Source organism: Delftia sp. PE138 (assembly GCF_018320755.1).
Classification (GTDB): Bacteria; Pseudomonadota; Gammaproteobacteria; order Burkholderiales; family Burkholderiaceae_C; genus Comamonas; species Comamonas tsuruhatensis.
The window spans coordinates 1,395,898-1,410,485 of record NZ_JABEPN010000001.1; the positions used below are offsets into that span (position 1 = coordinate 1,395,898).

13 protein-coding genes are annotated in these 14,588 nt (G+C 68.0%); 3 read left to right on the forward strand and 10 right to left on the reverse strand.

The window, feature by feature from the left end; translation table 11 throughout:
- The first annotated feature begins 117 nt into the window (after positions 1-117).
- Both HFGMBDPB_RS06270 and HFGMBDPB_RS06275 read left to right on the forward strand, forming a co-directional pair.
- Positions 118-1,230: an SPFH and helix-turn-helix domain-containing protein gene (locus HFGMBDPB_RS06270; protein ID WP_016446478.1), complete on the forward strand. Its 1,113-nt coding sequence runs from the start codon at positions 118-120 to the stop codon at positions 1,228-1,230.
- Positions 1,231-1,303: 73 nt separating this feature from the next.
- On the forward strand, positions 1,304-2,479 hold the full coding sequence (locus HFGMBDPB_RS06275; RefSeq protein ID WP_034365104.1) for a TFIIB-type zinc ribbon-containing protein: 1,176 nt from the start codon (positions 1,304-1,306) through the stop codon (positions 2,477-2,479).
- 16 nt (positions 2,480-2,495) lie between these two features.
- Here the strand turns inward: HFGMBDPB_RS06275 and HFGMBDPB_RS06280 are convergent, their stop codons facing one another.
- The 6 genes from HFGMBDPB_RS06280 to HFGMBDPB_RS06305 all read right to left on the reverse strand — a co-directional run bounded on the left by HFGMBDPB_RS06280 (position 2,496) and on the right by HFGMBDPB_RS06305 (position 9,920).
- The gene (locus HFGMBDPB_RS06280; RefSeq protein WP_212645075.1) at positions 2,496-3,611 is read right to left on the reverse strand and encodes a TIGR03364 family FAD-dependent oxidoreductase; all 1,116 of its coding nucleotides are present in this window, start codon (positions 3,609-3,611) and stop codon (positions 2,496-2,498) included.
- A 33-nt stretch (positions 3,612-3,644) separates the two neighbouring features.
- Positions 3,645-5,411, reverse strand: coding sequence for a putative 2-aminoethylphosphonate ABC transporter permease subunit (locus HFGMBDPB_RS06285; protein ID WP_212645076.1), 1,767 nt, complete (start codon positions 5,409-5,411; stop codon positions 3,645-3,647).
- On the reverse strand, positions 5,408-6,481 hold the full coding sequence (locus HFGMBDPB_RS06290) for an ABC transporter ATP-binding protein (protein WP_212645077.1): 1,074 nt from the start codon (positions 6,479-6,481) through the stop codon (positions 5,408-5,410). The genes HFGMBDPB_RS06285 and HFGMBDPB_RS06290 overlap by 4 nt, the downstream gene beginning before the upstream one ends.
- Positions 6,482-6,495: 14 nt before the next feature.
- A complete protein-coding gene (locus HFGMBDPB_RS06295) occupies positions 6,496-7,539 on the reverse strand; it encodes a putative 2-aminoethylphosphonate ABC transporter substrate-binding protein (protein WP_212645078.1) in 1,044 nt (347 codons plus the stop codon).
- Positions 7,540-7,717: 178 nt separating this feature from the next.
- Complete coding sequence (locus HFGMBDPB_RS06300) at positions 7,718-8,458, reverse strand: GntR family transcriptional regulator (protein WP_203399996.1); 741 nt, start codon at positions 8,456-8,458, stop codon at positions 7,718-7,720.
- A 10-nt stretch (positions 8,459-8,468) separates the two neighbouring features.
- Complete coding sequence (locus tag HFGMBDPB_RS06305; RefSeq protein WP_203399997.1) at positions 8,469-9,920, reverse strand: NCS1 family nucleobase:cation symporter-1; 1,452 nt, start codon at positions 9,918-9,920, stop codon at positions 8,469-8,471.
- A 213-nt stretch (positions 9,921-10,133) separates the two neighbouring features.
- Here HFGMBDPB_RS06305 and HFGMBDPB_RS06310 point away from each other — a divergent pair, with 213 nt between their 5' ends.
- A complete protein-coding gene (locus HFGMBDPB_RS06310) occupies positions 10,134-11,015 on the forward strand; it encodes a LysR substrate-binding domain-containing protein (RefSeq protein ID WP_016451843.1) in 882 nt (293 codons plus the stop codon).
- 6 nt (positions 11,016-11,021) lie between these two features.
- On the opposite strand, the gene rfbC is transcribed toward HFGMBDPB_RS06310, so the two are convergent.
- The 4 genes from rfbC to rfbB are packed head-to-tail and all read right to left on the reverse strand — an operon-like array spanning position 11,022 to position 14,468.
- Positions 11,022-11,570 (reverse strand): dTDP-4-dehydrorhamnose 3,5-epimerase, encoded by a 549-nt coding sequence (gene rfbC / locus HFGMBDPB_RS06315; RefSeq protein WP_034365106.1) that lies wholly within the window; start codon positions 11,568-11,570, stop codon positions 11,022-11,024.
- Positions 11,567-12,457 (reverse strand): glucose-1-phosphate thymidylyltransferase RfbA, encoded by an 891-nt coding sequence (gene rfbA, locus HFGMBDPB_RS06320; RefSeq protein WP_126311297.1) that lies wholly within the window; start codon positions 12,455-12,457, stop codon positions 11,567-11,569. Before rfbA ends, rfbC begins: the two co-directional genes overlap by 4 nt.
- 41 nt (positions 12,458-12,498) lie before the next feature.
- On the reverse strand, positions 12,499-13,401 hold the full coding sequence (gene rfbD / locus HFGMBDPB_RS06325; RefSeq protein WP_212645079.1) for a dTDP-4-dehydrorhamnose reductase: 903 nt from the start codon (positions 13,399-13,401) through the stop codon (positions 12,499-12,501).
- Positions 13,398-14,468 (reverse strand): dTDP-glucose 4,6-dehydratase, encoded by a 1,071-nt coding sequence (gene rfbB / locus HFGMBDPB_RS06330; RefSeq protein ID WP_016446490.1) that lies wholly within the window; start codon positions 14,466-14,468, stop codon positions 13,398-13,400. The genes rfbD and rfbB overlap by 4 nt, the downstream gene beginning before the upstream one ends.
- Positions 14,469-14,588 lie beyond the last annotated feature (120 nt).

Consider the following 14,588-nt stretch of genomic DNA (forward strand, 5'->3'; position numbering starts at 1 on the left):
TTTTTGACAATTCACCGGGGCAGCGGCCGGTGGCCGTTCTCCCCGCCGCCATGCACGCCGCCTAGAATGGCCCATTGACCTTTTTTGTCGTGGACCACCACCGTTTCGGAGCCTGCCATGAACCTGATGAACATCATCACCAAGCAACTGATAGAGATCATCGAGTGGACCGATGACTCGCGCGACACGCTCTCCTACCGCTGGCCCGACGACGACAAGGAAATCAAGAACGGCGCACAGCTCATCGTGCGCGAGTCGCAGCAGGTGCAGTTCGTCTCGGCCGGCCAGTACGCCGACCTGTTCAGCCCCGGCAAGCACACGCTGACCACGCAGAACATTCCCATCCTGTCCACCATCCAGGGCTGGAAGTACGGCTTCAACTCGCCGTTCAAGTGCGATGTCTACTTCATCAACACGCGGCTGTTCACGGGCAACAAGTGGGGCACCTCCAACCCCGTGATGGTGCGCGACCAGGACTTCGGCGCCGTGCGCCTGCGCGCCTTCGGCACCTATGACTTCCGCATCGTCGAGCCGGCCAAGTTCCTCAAGGAAGTGGCGGGCACGGACCAGAACTTCCGCATCGACGAGTTCGCCGACACCATGCGCTCGCGCATCATCAGCGTGTTCACCGAGTCGCTGGCCAAGGCCCGGGTGCCCGTGCTGGACGTGGCCCAGCGCTATGGCGAGCTGGGCGATGCGCTGCTGCCGCTGATCAACCCGGCCATGACGGACAAGTACGGCCTGGAGATCACCAGCTTCGTGCTGGAGAACGTGTCCGTGCCGCCCGAGGTGGAGCAGGCCATCGACAAGCGCTCCAGCATGACGGCCATCGGCAACCTCAACGACTACGTCAAGTACCAGATGGGCCAGGCCATGACCACGGGCGGCGAAGGCGCTGCCGCAGCCACCCTGCCCGCCACCATGGCCATGGGCTTCGGCATGGCGCAGGAGATGATGAAGAGCATGCAAAACGGCGGCGGCGCCGGTGGCGCACCGGCCGGCCAGGCCTCCGACCCGTTCTCGCCTGCCGCCGCCCAGGCCGCCCAGGCGCCGGCAGCACCCGCCGCCGGTGGCCTGCAGGTGCTGACTCCGGCACAGGCGGCCCAGGTGCTGGGTGTCAGCGAGGCCGATGTGCTGGCCGAGATCCAGGCCGGCAACCTCAAGGCGCGCCAGATCGGCAGCCAGTGGCGCATTGCGCAAGCCGCACTCGATGACTTCCTGCGCGGCTGACATTTCCGTGGTTTGACCCTTTGCGGCGCCAGGCCCTGCCTGGCGCCGCGTCCCGTTTTCCAGGACCGATGCCGTGAGCGCGCCCTCCTCCAGTTCCTCCAGCACCTCGACTTCCCCCGCCTCCGGTTCCTGGGAGGCCGCTGCCGCCGCGCCGGCTATGGTGCGCAAGCACCCCTGCCCCGAATGCGGCGCCAACCTCGAATGGAATGCCCAGGCCCAGGCGCTCAAGTGCCCGTACTGCGGCACCACGGTGCCCTGGAGCGAGGAAACGCGCGAGGAACTGGGCCGCGATGTGGTCGAGCAGGACCTGGCCGAGGCGCTGCGCAACCCAAAGTCCGGCCGGGGCTGGGGCACGGAGGACCGCTACGAGGTCCAGTGCCAGAACTGCCGCGCGATCTCGGTCTTCGTCAACCGCACCGTGGCCCAGCGCTGCGACTTCTGCGGCTCGCCCTCCATCGTGGCCCACGAGGGCCAGGGCGATGCCATCACGCCGCAGAGCATCCTGCCCTTCAAGATCAGCGACGGCCAGATCCGCGACCGCATACGCCAGTGGTACGGCAGCCGCTGGTTCGCGCCCAACCGCCTGAAGTCCGCCGCGCTGACCGACACGCTGCACGGCGTGTACCTGCCGTACTGGACCTTCGACGCCCACGCCAGCGCCGACTGGCAGGCCGAGGCGGGCTTCTACTACTACACCACCGAGTCCTACCGCGACAGCAACGGCAACGTGCAGACGCGCCAGGTGCGCCATGTGCGCTGGGAGCCGGCCTCGGGCAGCCTCGCCCATTTCTTCGACGACGAGCTGGTGCCCGGCACCGTGGGCGTGCACGCCAACCTGCTGCGCCAGGTGGAGCCCTTCCCCACCACCACCGACCTCAAGCCCTACACGCCCGAGTTCGTGCGCGGCTGGACGGTGGAGCGCTACCAGATCGACCTGGGCAAGGCCGCGCAGGTCAACGTGCAGGACATGGACGAGCAGCTGCGCGCCCTGTGCGCGCGCCAGGTGCCCGGCGACACCTACCGCAACCTGCAGATGCAGCGCGAGTACCAGGGCCGCACCTTCAAGCACATCCTCGTGCCGGTCTGGCTGGTGGGCTACACCTACGGCAGCAGGACCTTCCAGATCATCGCCAACGGCTACACGGGCCAGATCGCGGGCGAGCGCCCCTACAGCGCCCTCAAGATCACGCTGGCCGTGCTGGCCACGATCATGGTGCTGGCGCTGCTGTGGGTGATGTTCGGCCAGTAAGTAGGCCGGCTGCCGCTCACCACGCGCTCCAGACCTCCTCGGCCAGACCGAACGCCGTGCTGGCGCCGGACCCACCCGTCACAGCGACCACGCGCGTGGCCTCGTCGGGCGCATGCACCACGCAGGGCGCGTCCTGCGCGCTCGGGTAGACGCCCACCCAGCGCTCCACCACCTGCGCATCGCGCAAGTGCAAGGCCTCGTTCATGTAGCGCAGCATCAGCCGGTCCACGGCTTCGCTGGCAAAGGGCGGGGGCGCTGCGCCGTAGTGGTGGGAGTCGCCCACCACCAGGCTGCCGTCGGCGCTTTGCACGGCGATCAGGTGGATGCCGTGGGCCAGGCTCTCGCCCTCCTCCCGCTCCAGCTCGGCGCGCAGCGCGGCGGCTTCGGGCAGGGCGCTGTAGCCCTCGTATCTGACCATGCTCAGGTCCCCCATGACCGAGCCCTTGAGCTGCAAGCCCGGCTGCGGCCGCACGCGCAGCATCTGCAGCTGGCACAGCTGGATGCGGTGCGGCGCCCACAGGCCGGCGAACAGGCCACCCGGGTCGGCGTTGTTGCAGACCACCACGCGTTCGCCGTGGTAGCTGGCGCGGGCGCTGCGCACCCGGGGTGCCGCCACCTCGAGCACGGCCTCGCCAAAGCGGAAATCCACGCCCATGGCCTGCTCCAGCCACTGCGCCAACCTGGGAATGGCCGTGCGCGACTCCACGCGCAGCTCATGCGGGCTGTAGAGCACGGCGCTGAGGTCTTCGGTGCGCAGTGCCGGGTGGCGTTCGGCGGCCTGGGCCGGCGTGAGCAGCTCGCAGCGCTCGCCCATGGAGGTGCTCAGAAAGGCGTGGAGCACGGCCTCGGCGCTGGCCCGGCGCGCCGTCAGCCACAGGCCGCGGTGCACGACCTCGATGCCGGCCTGCGGCGCGATCTCGGCCCAGGTATCGCGCGAACGCATGGCCCGCTGCCAGTGGGCGCCCGCCTGCTGCCCCGTGACAGTGACAAAGCCGAAATTGCGGATGGAGGCGGAGATGCAGGCCGCGTCGCGCTCGATGACGAGCACGCTGCGGCCACGGCGCGCAGCCGCATAGGCGTGGGCCAGGCCGACAATGCCGGCCCCCACCACGATCAGGTCGTAGTTCTTCATGGGAGAAAACAGAGGAGAGAGAAAGGAAAAAAGTCAGCGCTGGCGCCAGCGCTGCGTGCGCCGCTGCACCCAGGCATCCAGCGCCGCGATCAGCAGCCGGCCCGCAGCGGCCGTGGCAAAGATCAGCGTGGCCATGGCGGCGGCCGGCGCGGTGTCGCCCGCGTCGTCCATGGCCAGCACGGCCACCGAAGCCAGCGTGGTCTCGGGCGAGTACAGGAACACCACGGCCGACACCGTGGTCATGGCGTTGACGAAGAAATAGCCGGCCACCTGCATGACCACGGGCAGGCATACCGGCAGGTGCACGCGCCACAGCAGCGTCCAGAAGGCCACGCCCATGGAATCGGCCACGCGCTCGTACTCGGCATCGAGCTGCTGCAGCGCGGCCAGTTGCGTGATGTGCGCCACCGAGAAGAAATGCGCCACCGAACACAGCACCAGGATGGCCATGCTGCCGTACAGGAAGTGCAGCGGATTGCCCTGGGCATTGAAGAACAGGATGTAGCCCAGGCCCAGCGCCAGCCCCGGCACGGCCATGGGCAGCGTGGCCACGGCATGCAGCCACTGGCGCGTGCGCGCCCAGCGCACGGGCTTGGCCACCAGGTAGGCGGTCACAAAGCTCAGCACCGCGCCCAGCACGGCCGTGGCCAGCGCCATGGACAGCGAGTTGCCATAGCTGGCCCAGCCGCCGCCGTCCATCATGTCGAAGCGGTAGTTCTTGAATGTCAGCGTGAGGTTGTACGGCCAGTAGCTGACCAGGGAGGCCAGCACGGCCGTGCCCATGACGGCCAGCAGCGCCAGCGCCACCAGCGCGCAGTAGGCGAACAGCGCGCGGTCCAGCGGCGCATGGGGCTGGGGCACCAGCGGCACGGAGCGCACGCCCATGGTGGCCGCCTGGCGCACGCGCAGATGGCGCTCTGCCGCAAAGGCCAGGCCGGCCGGCACCAGCAGCAGCATGGCCACCACCGCCCCCATGGACAGGTTTTGCTGGCCGATGACCTGCTTGTAGATGTCGGTGGCCAGCATGGCCGTGTTGCCGCCAATGACCTTGGGCACGCCGAAGTCGGTCACCACGAGCACGAAAACCACGATCCACGAAATCATCAGCCCGTAGCGGCTGGCCGGCAGCGTGACCTGGCGGAAGCTGCGCCAGCGGCTGGCGCCCAGCGTGGCGGCCGCCTCGTACAGGCGCGCATCGCCCGAGGCCAGCGTGGTGCACAGAATCATCAGCGCATGCGGAAAGGTCCAGAGCACCGAGCCCACGATGATGCCGAAGGGCCCGTAGGCCGAGCCCCCCTGCAGCCAGCCCTTGAGCAGGCCCTGGCTGCCGAACAGGTAGATCAGGCTGATGGCCATGAGCAGCGAAGGCGCCAGCAGCGGCACCAGGGCCAGCGCGCGGAACCAGCGCGCCAGCGGCATGCAGCTGCGCACCACGCCATAGGCGTAGGCATAGGCCAGCAGCACGCAGACCGTGCTGCTCACGGCCGACAGCCACAGGCTGTTGAACAGCGATTGCGCCACGCCCGGCATGCGCGCATAGGTGATGAACTGGGCCAGGCCCGTGAAGCGGCCCGTGTCGTCCCAGAAACTCCTGCCCAGCAGGCTGGCCACCGGCAGGGCGATGGTGGCCAGCAGCCAGGCCAGTGCGCCCAGCACCAGGGCGCCCAGCCACCAGCGCTCCCAGCCTGCGCTGCGCCCCTGCGGACGCACGGGTCCTGCAGGCGCGCTGCGGCGGGCGCAAGCGAAGCGGTCCACCGGCACCGGCACGGAAACGGCCGTGTCCATGGGATGCGCGCTCATGCGGCCTTCCTCGCGTCGGGCGCCGCCAACGGCTGCAGCGCAGCGGCGGGCAGCTCCATCAGCACCTCGCCCTGCAGCCAGTCGGGCAGGCCCACGTCGTGGCGCAGGGGCCACTGGGCGTCAACCTGGCATTGCAGCGTGGGGCTGTACAGGCGCACCAGGGCCATCGATCCGAGGAAGGAGGTCTCCACCACGCGGGCGCGCAACAGGTTGGGCAACGCCGTGGGCTGGGCCGGGTGCAGCACCACGCTTTCCGGACGCACGCCGACCAGCAGCGCGTCGCCACGCTCGAAGCCGGCCAGCGCACAGCGCAGGCTGGCTTCGCCGATGCGCACCTGGTCCGCCCCCTCGGCCGTGGCCGGCAGCAGGTTCATGCGGCCCACGAAACCGGCCGCGAACTGGCTCACGGGCTGGGCATAGAGCTGCTCGGGCGAACCCTGCTGCTCGATGCGGCCCTGGTGCATGAGCACCACGCGGTCGGCCATGGACAAGGCCTCTTCCTGGTCGTGCGTGACCATGATGGAGGCGATGCCCAGCTGGCGCTGCAGCTGGCGGATCTCGCTGCGCAGCTCGGTGCGCACCTGGGCATCGAGCGCGGACAGCGGCTCGTCGAGCAGCAGCAGGCGCGGCCGGGGCGCCAGCGCGCGGGCCAGTGCCACGCGCTGCTGCTGGCCGCCCGACAGCTGGGCCGGGTAGCGCTGGGCCTGCGCGCCCAGACCCACCAGGGACAGCATCTCGGCCACGCGCTCGCGCGCCTGCGCCGCAGGCTGCCCGTTCAGCCCGAAGGCCACGTTCTGCGCGGCCGTCAGGTTGGGAAACAGCGCATAGCTCTGGAACACCACGCCGAAGCCACGGCGAGCGGCCGGCCAGGGCGTGATGTCATCGCCCTGGAACAGCACCCTGCCCTCGTCAGGCATGTCGATGCCGCAGACGATGCGCAGCAGCGTGGTCTTGCCGCAGCCCGAAGGGCCGAGCAGGCTGACGAACTCGCCCGCCTCCACGTTCAGGTCAATGCCGCGCAGCACCTGCTGCTCGCGGTAGCGCTTGGCGATATGGTCTATGCGCAGCATGGCGTGGCTCCGGCTTACTTTTTCTCTGCCTTGGCTTCGTAGCGGCGGCTCCACTCGGCCAGGATGCGCTCGCGGTTGGCCGCGGCCCAATCGAAGTCGTTCTTCGCCAGCCGCTTTTCGAGATCGGCAGGAATGAATTCCAGCTTTTCCTGCGCCTCGGGCAAGGCCAGCACGGCGAAGTTGGCGGCGTAGAGCTTGTTGGCCTCGGGCGTGACGGCCCAGTCGGCCAGGGCCTTGGCGGCTTCCTGCTTCTTGCTGGTCTTGAGGATGGCCGTGGCCTCCACATCCCAGCCCAGGCCTTCCCGAGGGAAAACGATGTCGATGGGCGCACCGTCCTTCTTGGTCTTGCTGGCGCGGTACTCGAAGCTCAGGCCCACGGGAAACTCGCCGGCCCCCGCCTGGCGGCAGGGCTTGGAGCCGCTGTGCGTGTACACGCCCATGTTCTGGTGCAGGGCGTCCATGTAGGCCCAGCCCTTGTCCTCGCCCATGATCTGCAGCCAGGCCGCGACCATCAGGTAGCCCGTGCCGCTGGAGGCCGGGTGGGGCATGGTGATCGTGCCCTTGAACTCGGGCCTGACCAGGTCGGCCCAGCTGGCGGGCACCGGCAGCTTGCGCTTGCCGGCCTCCACGGTGTTGAAGCAGATGGCCGAGGACCACAGGTCCATGCCCACCCAGGTCGGCTGGGCGCGCGGATCGCGCATGTTGGCTCGCACCTTGTCCAGGCCCTTGGGCGCGTAGGGCTGGAGCATGCCCTGCTTGTCCAGCAGCATCAGCGAGGTGGCGGCCACGCCCCAGATCACGTCGGCCTGGGGATTGGCCTTTTCGGCCAGCAGGCGGGCCGTGATGATGCCCGTGCTGTCACGCACGAACTTGAGTTCGATCTCGGGATGGGCCTTCTCGAAGCCGCTCTTGTAGGCCTTGATCTGGTCAGCCTCCAGGGCGCTGTAGACCAGCAGCTCGGTCTTGGCCGCATGGGCCAGGGGTGCGAAGGAGGCGACGGTCAGCGCCGCAGAGGCAATGGCAAGGCGGCGGCCCAGGGAGGCAAGGGTGTGGCGCATGGCGTGTCAGTTCCGTTGTGGGTTCGTGGACAGGCGGCAGGGTCGCCACCTCTGACACCCACTGTAGAAAGCGCAGGTGAAACGTCCGTGTCACACAACGGAAATTTGGCGAAGCGGGTATTGGCGGATTTGGGTGCCCTCCGCCCCTCGGCGCCCCCTCGCCCCGCTCCCGCCTTCTTCAGCGGCGCGGCTTTACCCTGCCCGGGCGCTCAGCCTGGGCCGTCTGCGGCTGCAGCGCATCCAGCAGCCGGTCCTGCAGGCGCGCGCGGTGTGCCAAGTTCTCATCCAGCCGCGCGGCCAGCGCGTCGATGTGATCGCGCATCAGCTGCTCGGCGCGCGCCATGTCGCCGGCGGCCAGCGCATCGACGATGGCCTCATGGTCGGCATTGGAGTGCTGGGCCTCGGTCTGCGACTGGTACAGCGCAGACACCAGGGTGGTGCGCGCCGAGAGGTCGGCCATCATGGCCGTGAGAAAGCGGTTGCCCAGTTGCTCGGCCAGGCAGACGTGGAAGTCGGCCAGCAGCACGCTGCGCTGGCCGGCGTTGTCGGCCTCGGCGATGGCGCCGCGCTCCTGGGCCACATGCTCGCGCAGCGTGCGTATGGCCGCCTGCAGCGGCCGGCCCGCGTCGCGCAGCATGCCGGACTCCAGCACGCGGCGCGCGGCATAGGTTTCCTGGGCTTCCTCGAACGAGGGCTCGACCACGTACCAGCCCTGGCGCGAGCGCACCTCGACGAAGCCGCGCGCCTGCAGCTGCATCAGCGCCTCGCGCACCATGGTGCGGCTCACACCGAAGACCTCGGCCAGTTCCTTTTCGCCCAGGCGTTCGCCAGGGCGCAGCTTGCGCTCGACGATGGAGCGCATCACGCGCTCGGCAATCAAGGCCGGCCCGGTGGCCGGCGCATCCTGCGGCTCGGACATGGCGGCCTCCTCAGGCCACGGCCGGAATGCGGCGCGGGCGCAGCGTGGCCATCACCCAGTACACGCCGCCGCCGATCAGCACGCCGAAGAACCAGCCGTAGGTGCCCCACCAGACCGGCAGCAGGCTGGTGAAGTTCGGCAGGATGGTAGAGAACACGCTGCCGATGCCGGTGGCGATGAGCGCGTTGACATTCCAGCCGCCCTCGTAGCGGTACTCGCCATGTTCGTCATACAGCGCCGCCACGTTGATGTTGCCCTTGGCCACCAGGTAATAGTCCACCAGGATGATGCCCAGCAGCGGCCCCATGGTGGCGCCGATGGCGTTCACGAAGTGGGCAGCGCCGCCCTCCCATGGTGCAAAGGGGTAGAGAGCCAGGGCGATCAGTGCGGCGATGTATCCGCCGCGCTTGAAGTCGATGCGCTTGGGAAACACGTTGGAAATATCGAAGGCCGCCGAGACGAAGTTGGCCACCACGTTGATGCCCAGCGTGGCCACGGCAAAGGTGACGGCGGCCAGCAGGGCCAGCACCCAGCTGTCGAACTTGGCCGAGATCTGCTCGGGGTGCAGCAGCACCTCGCCATAGACCTTGAAGGCCGCAATCGTGGTGATGCCGGCCACCAGCGAGAACGCGATCAGGTTCACGGGCAGGCCCCAGAGGTTGCCCTTGGCGACCGCTTCCTTGTTCTTCGCATAGCGCGAGAAATCGCAGAAGTTCAGGTACAGCGCCGCAAAGTAGGTGATCCAGGTCGCGCCCACGGCCATCAGCGCCCAGAAGCTGCCCGGCGCGCCGCTCACCCCCGCATCCTTGGTCTTGTCCAGCAGCACATCCATGGGAATGCCGTGGTCGAAGCTGAAGCCGCCGGCCTTCACGCACAGGCCGATGGCCAGCACCAGCATGGCGATCCACACGGCAGGCCCGGCCCAGTCCTGGAATCGCCGCACGGTCTCCATGCCCCTTTGGATGATCAGCAGCTGCAAGGCCCAGATGACCACGTAGCAGATCACCTCCAGACCCGAATGGCCCAGCCAGTGCGTGGTCTGGTGGAAGGACAGCAACGCCTCATTGCGCACCAGCAGCGCCACCATGGCGCCCGAGGCCGCCGCCGTCTGCGCCCCGTACCAGAAGCAGGCCACGATGGCTCGCACCAGGGCAGCCAGATTCGCGCCCCATACCCCGAAGGACGCACGCGCCAGCACCGGATAGGGCACGCCGGTCTTCTCGCCCGCATAGCCCACCAGGTTCATCAAGAAGAAGATGACCAGGGAGCTGATGCCGATGGCGATCAGAAAATTGACGAAGCTGCCGCACAGCAGAAACAGGCTGGCCGCTAGGTAGTAGCCCCAGAGGCTGTGCACGTCCGAAGTCCAGACGTTGAAAATGCTGAAGGCGCCCCAGCGGCGGTCCTTGGTGGGCGCCAGGTCTTCGTTGTAAAGACCCGGCGAGGGATTGCGAATATCCATTGCTGCGCTCCTTGATCACGAGCAATCACTGACACAAGACCAGCCGAGACCCATGAATCAGCTGGCACACAAACTGGCACGCAAACTGGTATGCAAGAAGTGTGCCTTCAGGCGCAGGAGTTGTTTCCAGGGACATACCCGGCCACGCCGGCCCTGCGCATCACGGCGCCATGTTGAAATGGCGCCAGGCATTCCTGACCCCAACACCCCGCCATGTTCGTCACGCAGCTCAAGTCCTTCTTCTGGGTGGCCCGCCTGGGCAGCATCACGCAGGCGGCACGCCAGCTTTCGCTGAGCCAGCCCACCGTGACCACCCAGATCCGCGCGCTGGAAGAGCACTACGGCGTGGAGCTGTTCCATCGCCAGGGCGGACGGCTGTCCATCACCGATGCCGGCTTGCGCCTGCTGCCCCAGGTCGAGCAACTGCTGCTGCAGACCATCCAGCTGGAGTCGGCGCTGCGCCATTCGGGCGATGCCAGCCAGGGCCAGCTGCGCATCGGTGCGACGGCGCCCTACTACGTGCTGGACATCGTCAAGCGCTACCAGCGGCGCTTCGAGCGGGTGGAAGTGGCCATCGTGGGCGGCAACTCGCGCCAGATGGTGCAGGCGCTGGTGGACTACCAGGTGGACCTGGCGACCTCGTCACACCTGGAAGGTGATCCGCGCCTGCTGCGCGTGGAACTGGGCCAGGACCCGCTGGCCCTGCTGGTGCACCGCAGCCACCGGCTGGCGCAGCGCACCATGGTGCAGGCGTCCGATCTGGTGCAAGACACGCTGATCCTGCGCGAGCGCGGCTCCATGACGCGCCAGCTCACCGAACAGATGCTGGCCGCCGCCGGCCTGGCACCGCGCCACGTCATGGAAATCGCCAGCCGCGAAGCCATCCGCGAGGCCGTGATCCGCGACATGGGCATCAGCGTCTTCGCCCGGCATGAAGCCTCGGCCCACCCCGACATCGTCGTCCTGCCCTTCGCAGGCCCCGTGCCGCGCCTGCCCGAATACCTGTACTGCCTGCGCGAACGCCGCCAGGCCCGGCTGATCGCCGGCTTTCTGGAGGAAGCCGTGCCGGGCGGGGTGCTGCCGGACCAGATGTGAACTGGCTCAGGCCAGCTCGGCATCCGCCAGCAGCGGCTGCTTGAGATCCTTGTCCGACAGCGACAGCTCCACATTGAGCTGCGGCCACTGCACGCCGATGGCCGGGTCGTCCCAGGCAATGCCGCGATCGGCCTGGGGCGCGTAGAAGGCCGTGGCCTTGTAGAGGAAGTCGGCGCTGTCGCTGAGCACCATGAAGCCGTGGGCAAAGCCTGGGGGCACCCACAGCTGGCGGTGGTTGTCTTCCGTCAGCTCGGCGCCCACCCATTGGCCGAAGGTGGACGAGCCCTTGCGGATGTCCACGGCCACATCGAACACGGCGCCGCGCACCACGCGCACCAGCTTGCCCTGGGCATGGGGAGGCAGCTGGTAGTGCAGGCCGCGCAGCACGCCCTTCTTGCTGCGGCTGTGGTTGTCCTGCACGAACTGGTGGTCCGTGCCCGTGGCCTGGTTGAAGGCCTGCTGGTTGAAGCTTTCGAGGAAGAAGCCGCGATCGTCACCAAAGACCTTGGGCTCGATCAGCATCACCTCGGGAATGGCCAGGGGTGTTGCCTTCATGCGTGCACCTTTTCCTTGAGGATCTGCAGCAGGTACTGGCCATAGCCGTTCTTGGCCAGCGCCTGGCCCAGCGTCTCGAGCTGGGCACGGTCTATCCAGCCCTGGCGGAAGGCGATCTCCTCGGGGCATGACACCTTCAGGCCCTGGCGCTGCTGCAGCGTGGCGATGAACTGGCCGGCCTCCAGCAGGCTGTCGTGCGTGCCCGTGTCCAGCCAGGCATAGCCACGGCCCATGAGCTCCACATTGAGCTGGCCCTTGTCCAGGTACAGGCGGTTGAGGTCGGTGATTTCCAGCTCGCCGCGCGCCGACGGCTTGATGGACTTGGCCAGCTCCACCACCTGGCTGTCGTAGAAATACAGGCCCGTGACCGCGTAGTTGCTCCTGGGCTGCCTGGGTTTTTCCTCCAGGGAAAGCACGCGGCCCTGGGCGTCGAACTCGGCCACGCCATAGCGCTCGGGGTCCTGCACGTGGTAGGCAAACACCGTGGCGCCCTCGCTGCGCGCGTCAGCGCGTTCGAGCAGGCGGGGGAAGTCGTGTCCGTAGTAGATGTTGTCACCCAGCACCAAGGCGCTGGGGGCGCCGGCCAGGAAGTCCTCGGCGATCAAAAAGGCCTGGGCCAGTCCATCCGGGCTGGGCTGGACGGCGTACTCCAGCTTCAGGCCCCACTGCGAGCCGTCGCCCAGCAATTGCTCGAAGCGCGGCGTGTCCTGCGGGGTGCTGATCACGAGGATCTCGCGGATGCCCGCGAGCATGAGGGCGCTCAGCGGGTAGTAGATCATGGGCTTGTCGTAGACCGGCAGCAGCTGCTTGCTGATGGCCAGCGTGGCCGGGTGCAGGCGGGTGCCGGAGCCGCCAGCGAGGATGATGCCTTTGCGTTGCGCGTTCATGGGGTGGGTCCTGTCGTTCGTGCTGAGTAGCGAGACCGCGCTCAGATGATTTCCTGCAGCATGCGGTCCACGCCGGCCTGCCAGTGCGGCAGGCGCAGGCCGAAGGTCTGCTGCAGCCGCTCGGTGTTCAGGCGGGAATTGTGCGGACGCTGCGCCGGGGTCGGAAAGGCGCTGGTGGGCACGGCAGCTATGCGCTGCACCTTCCAGGGCCGGTCGGGCGCGAGTTCGCGGGCGCGGGCGATCACATGGCTGGCGTAGGCATGCCAGGTGGTCTCGCCACTGGCCACCAGATGGTGCAGGCCTTCGCCGCCGGACTGGCGCCGCACCTGGCGGATGGCATGGGCCGTCACGTCGGCGATCAGGTCTGCCCCCGTCGGCGCGCCCCATTGGTCGTCGATCACGCTCAGCACCTCGCGCTCCTGGGCCAGGCGCAGCATGGTCTTGGCGAAGTTGCCGCCGCGCGCCGCATAGACCCAGCTGGTGCGAAAGATCAGGTGGCGGCAGCCCGAAGCCTGGATCAGCTGCTCGCCTTCGAGCTTGCTGCCGCCATAGACGGACAGCGGCGCCGTGGCCTCGGTCTCCGTGCGCGCAGCGCTGCCGCTGCCGTCGAAGACGTAGTCCGTGCTGTAGTGCACCAGCAGCGCGCCGGTCTGCGCCGCCTCGCGGGCCAGCACCTGGGGAGCCAGCGCATTGAGCAGCCGCGCCTGTTCCGGCTCGCTTTCGGCCTTGTCCACGGCCGTGTGGGCGGCGGCATTGACGATGACATCGGGACGCAGAGCGCGCACGGTCCGTGCGAGTTCATCGAGGCGAGAGAGATCGCCGCACAGGCCCTGGCCACCGGCGTCGCCCTGGCGCTCCAGCGCAACCAACTCGCCCAGCGGCGCCAGGCTGCGCTGCAGCTCCCAGCCCACCTGTCCATTGCGGCCCAGCAGCAGCAGCTTCATGCGCCGGCTCCCTCCGTGTACTGGCGGCTGACCCATTCGCGGTAGGCGCCGGACTGCACATCGGCCACCCACTCGGGATTGTCCAGGTACCACTGCACGGTCTTGCGGATGCCGGTCTCGAAGGTCTCCGCGGGCTTCCAGCCCAGTTCGCGCTCGAGCTTGCGCGCGTCGATGGCATAGCGCCGGTCGTGACCGGGGCGGTCCTTCACATAGGTGATCTGGGCAGCGTAGCTGGTGCCATCGGCCTTGGGGCGCAGCTCGTCGAGCAGCGCGCAGACGGTGTTCACGATCTCGACGTTGGGCTTTTCGTTCCAGCCGCCCACGTTGTAGGTCTCGCCCAGCTTGCCGGCCTCCAGCACGCGGCGGATGGCGCTGCAATGGTCGCGCACATAGAGCCAGTCGCGCACCTGCATGCCATCGCCATAGATGGGCAAAGGCTTGCCGGCCAGGGCGTTGACGATCATCAGGGGGATCAGCTTCTCGGGGAAATGCAGCGGGCCGTAGTTGTTGCTGCAATTGGTGGTCAGCACGGGCAGGCCGTAGGTGTGATGCCAGGCGCGCACCAGGTGGTCGCTGGCGGCCTTGCTGGCCGAGTACGGGCTGTTGGGCTCGTAGTTATGGTCTTCGGTGAAGGCCGGTGCCGCTGGCGCCAGGCTGCCATAGACCTCGTCGGTGGAGACATGCAGGAAGCGGAAGGCCGCCCTGGCCTCGGCATCCAGCGCGCTCCAGTAGCCGCGCACGGCCTCGAGCAGGCGGAAGGTGCCGACCACATTGGTCTGGATGAAGTCCTCGGGGCCGTGGATGGAACGGTCCACATGGCTTTCGGCCGCGAAGTTGACCACGGCGCGCGGCTGGTGCTCGGCCAGCAGGCGGGCCAGGACTTCGCCATCGCCGATGTCGGCCTGCACGAAGACATGGCGCGCATCGCCCTGCAGGCTCTCCAGGCTCTTGAGGTTGCCCGCGTAGGTGAGCTTGTCCACGTTGAGCACCGGCTCATCGCCGGCAGCCAGCCAGTCCAGCACGAAATTGGCGCCGATGAAGCCGGCGCCGCCTGTGACAAGAATCATGGTTCAACCTTGCAAAATTTCATTGTTCTTGGTTCGGGGTTCAGGCGGCAGCCTGCAGTGCTGCCTCCCGCGCGACCTGGGCATTGTCGGCGTTCACCAGTGAAAAAGCCCGCAGGAGGC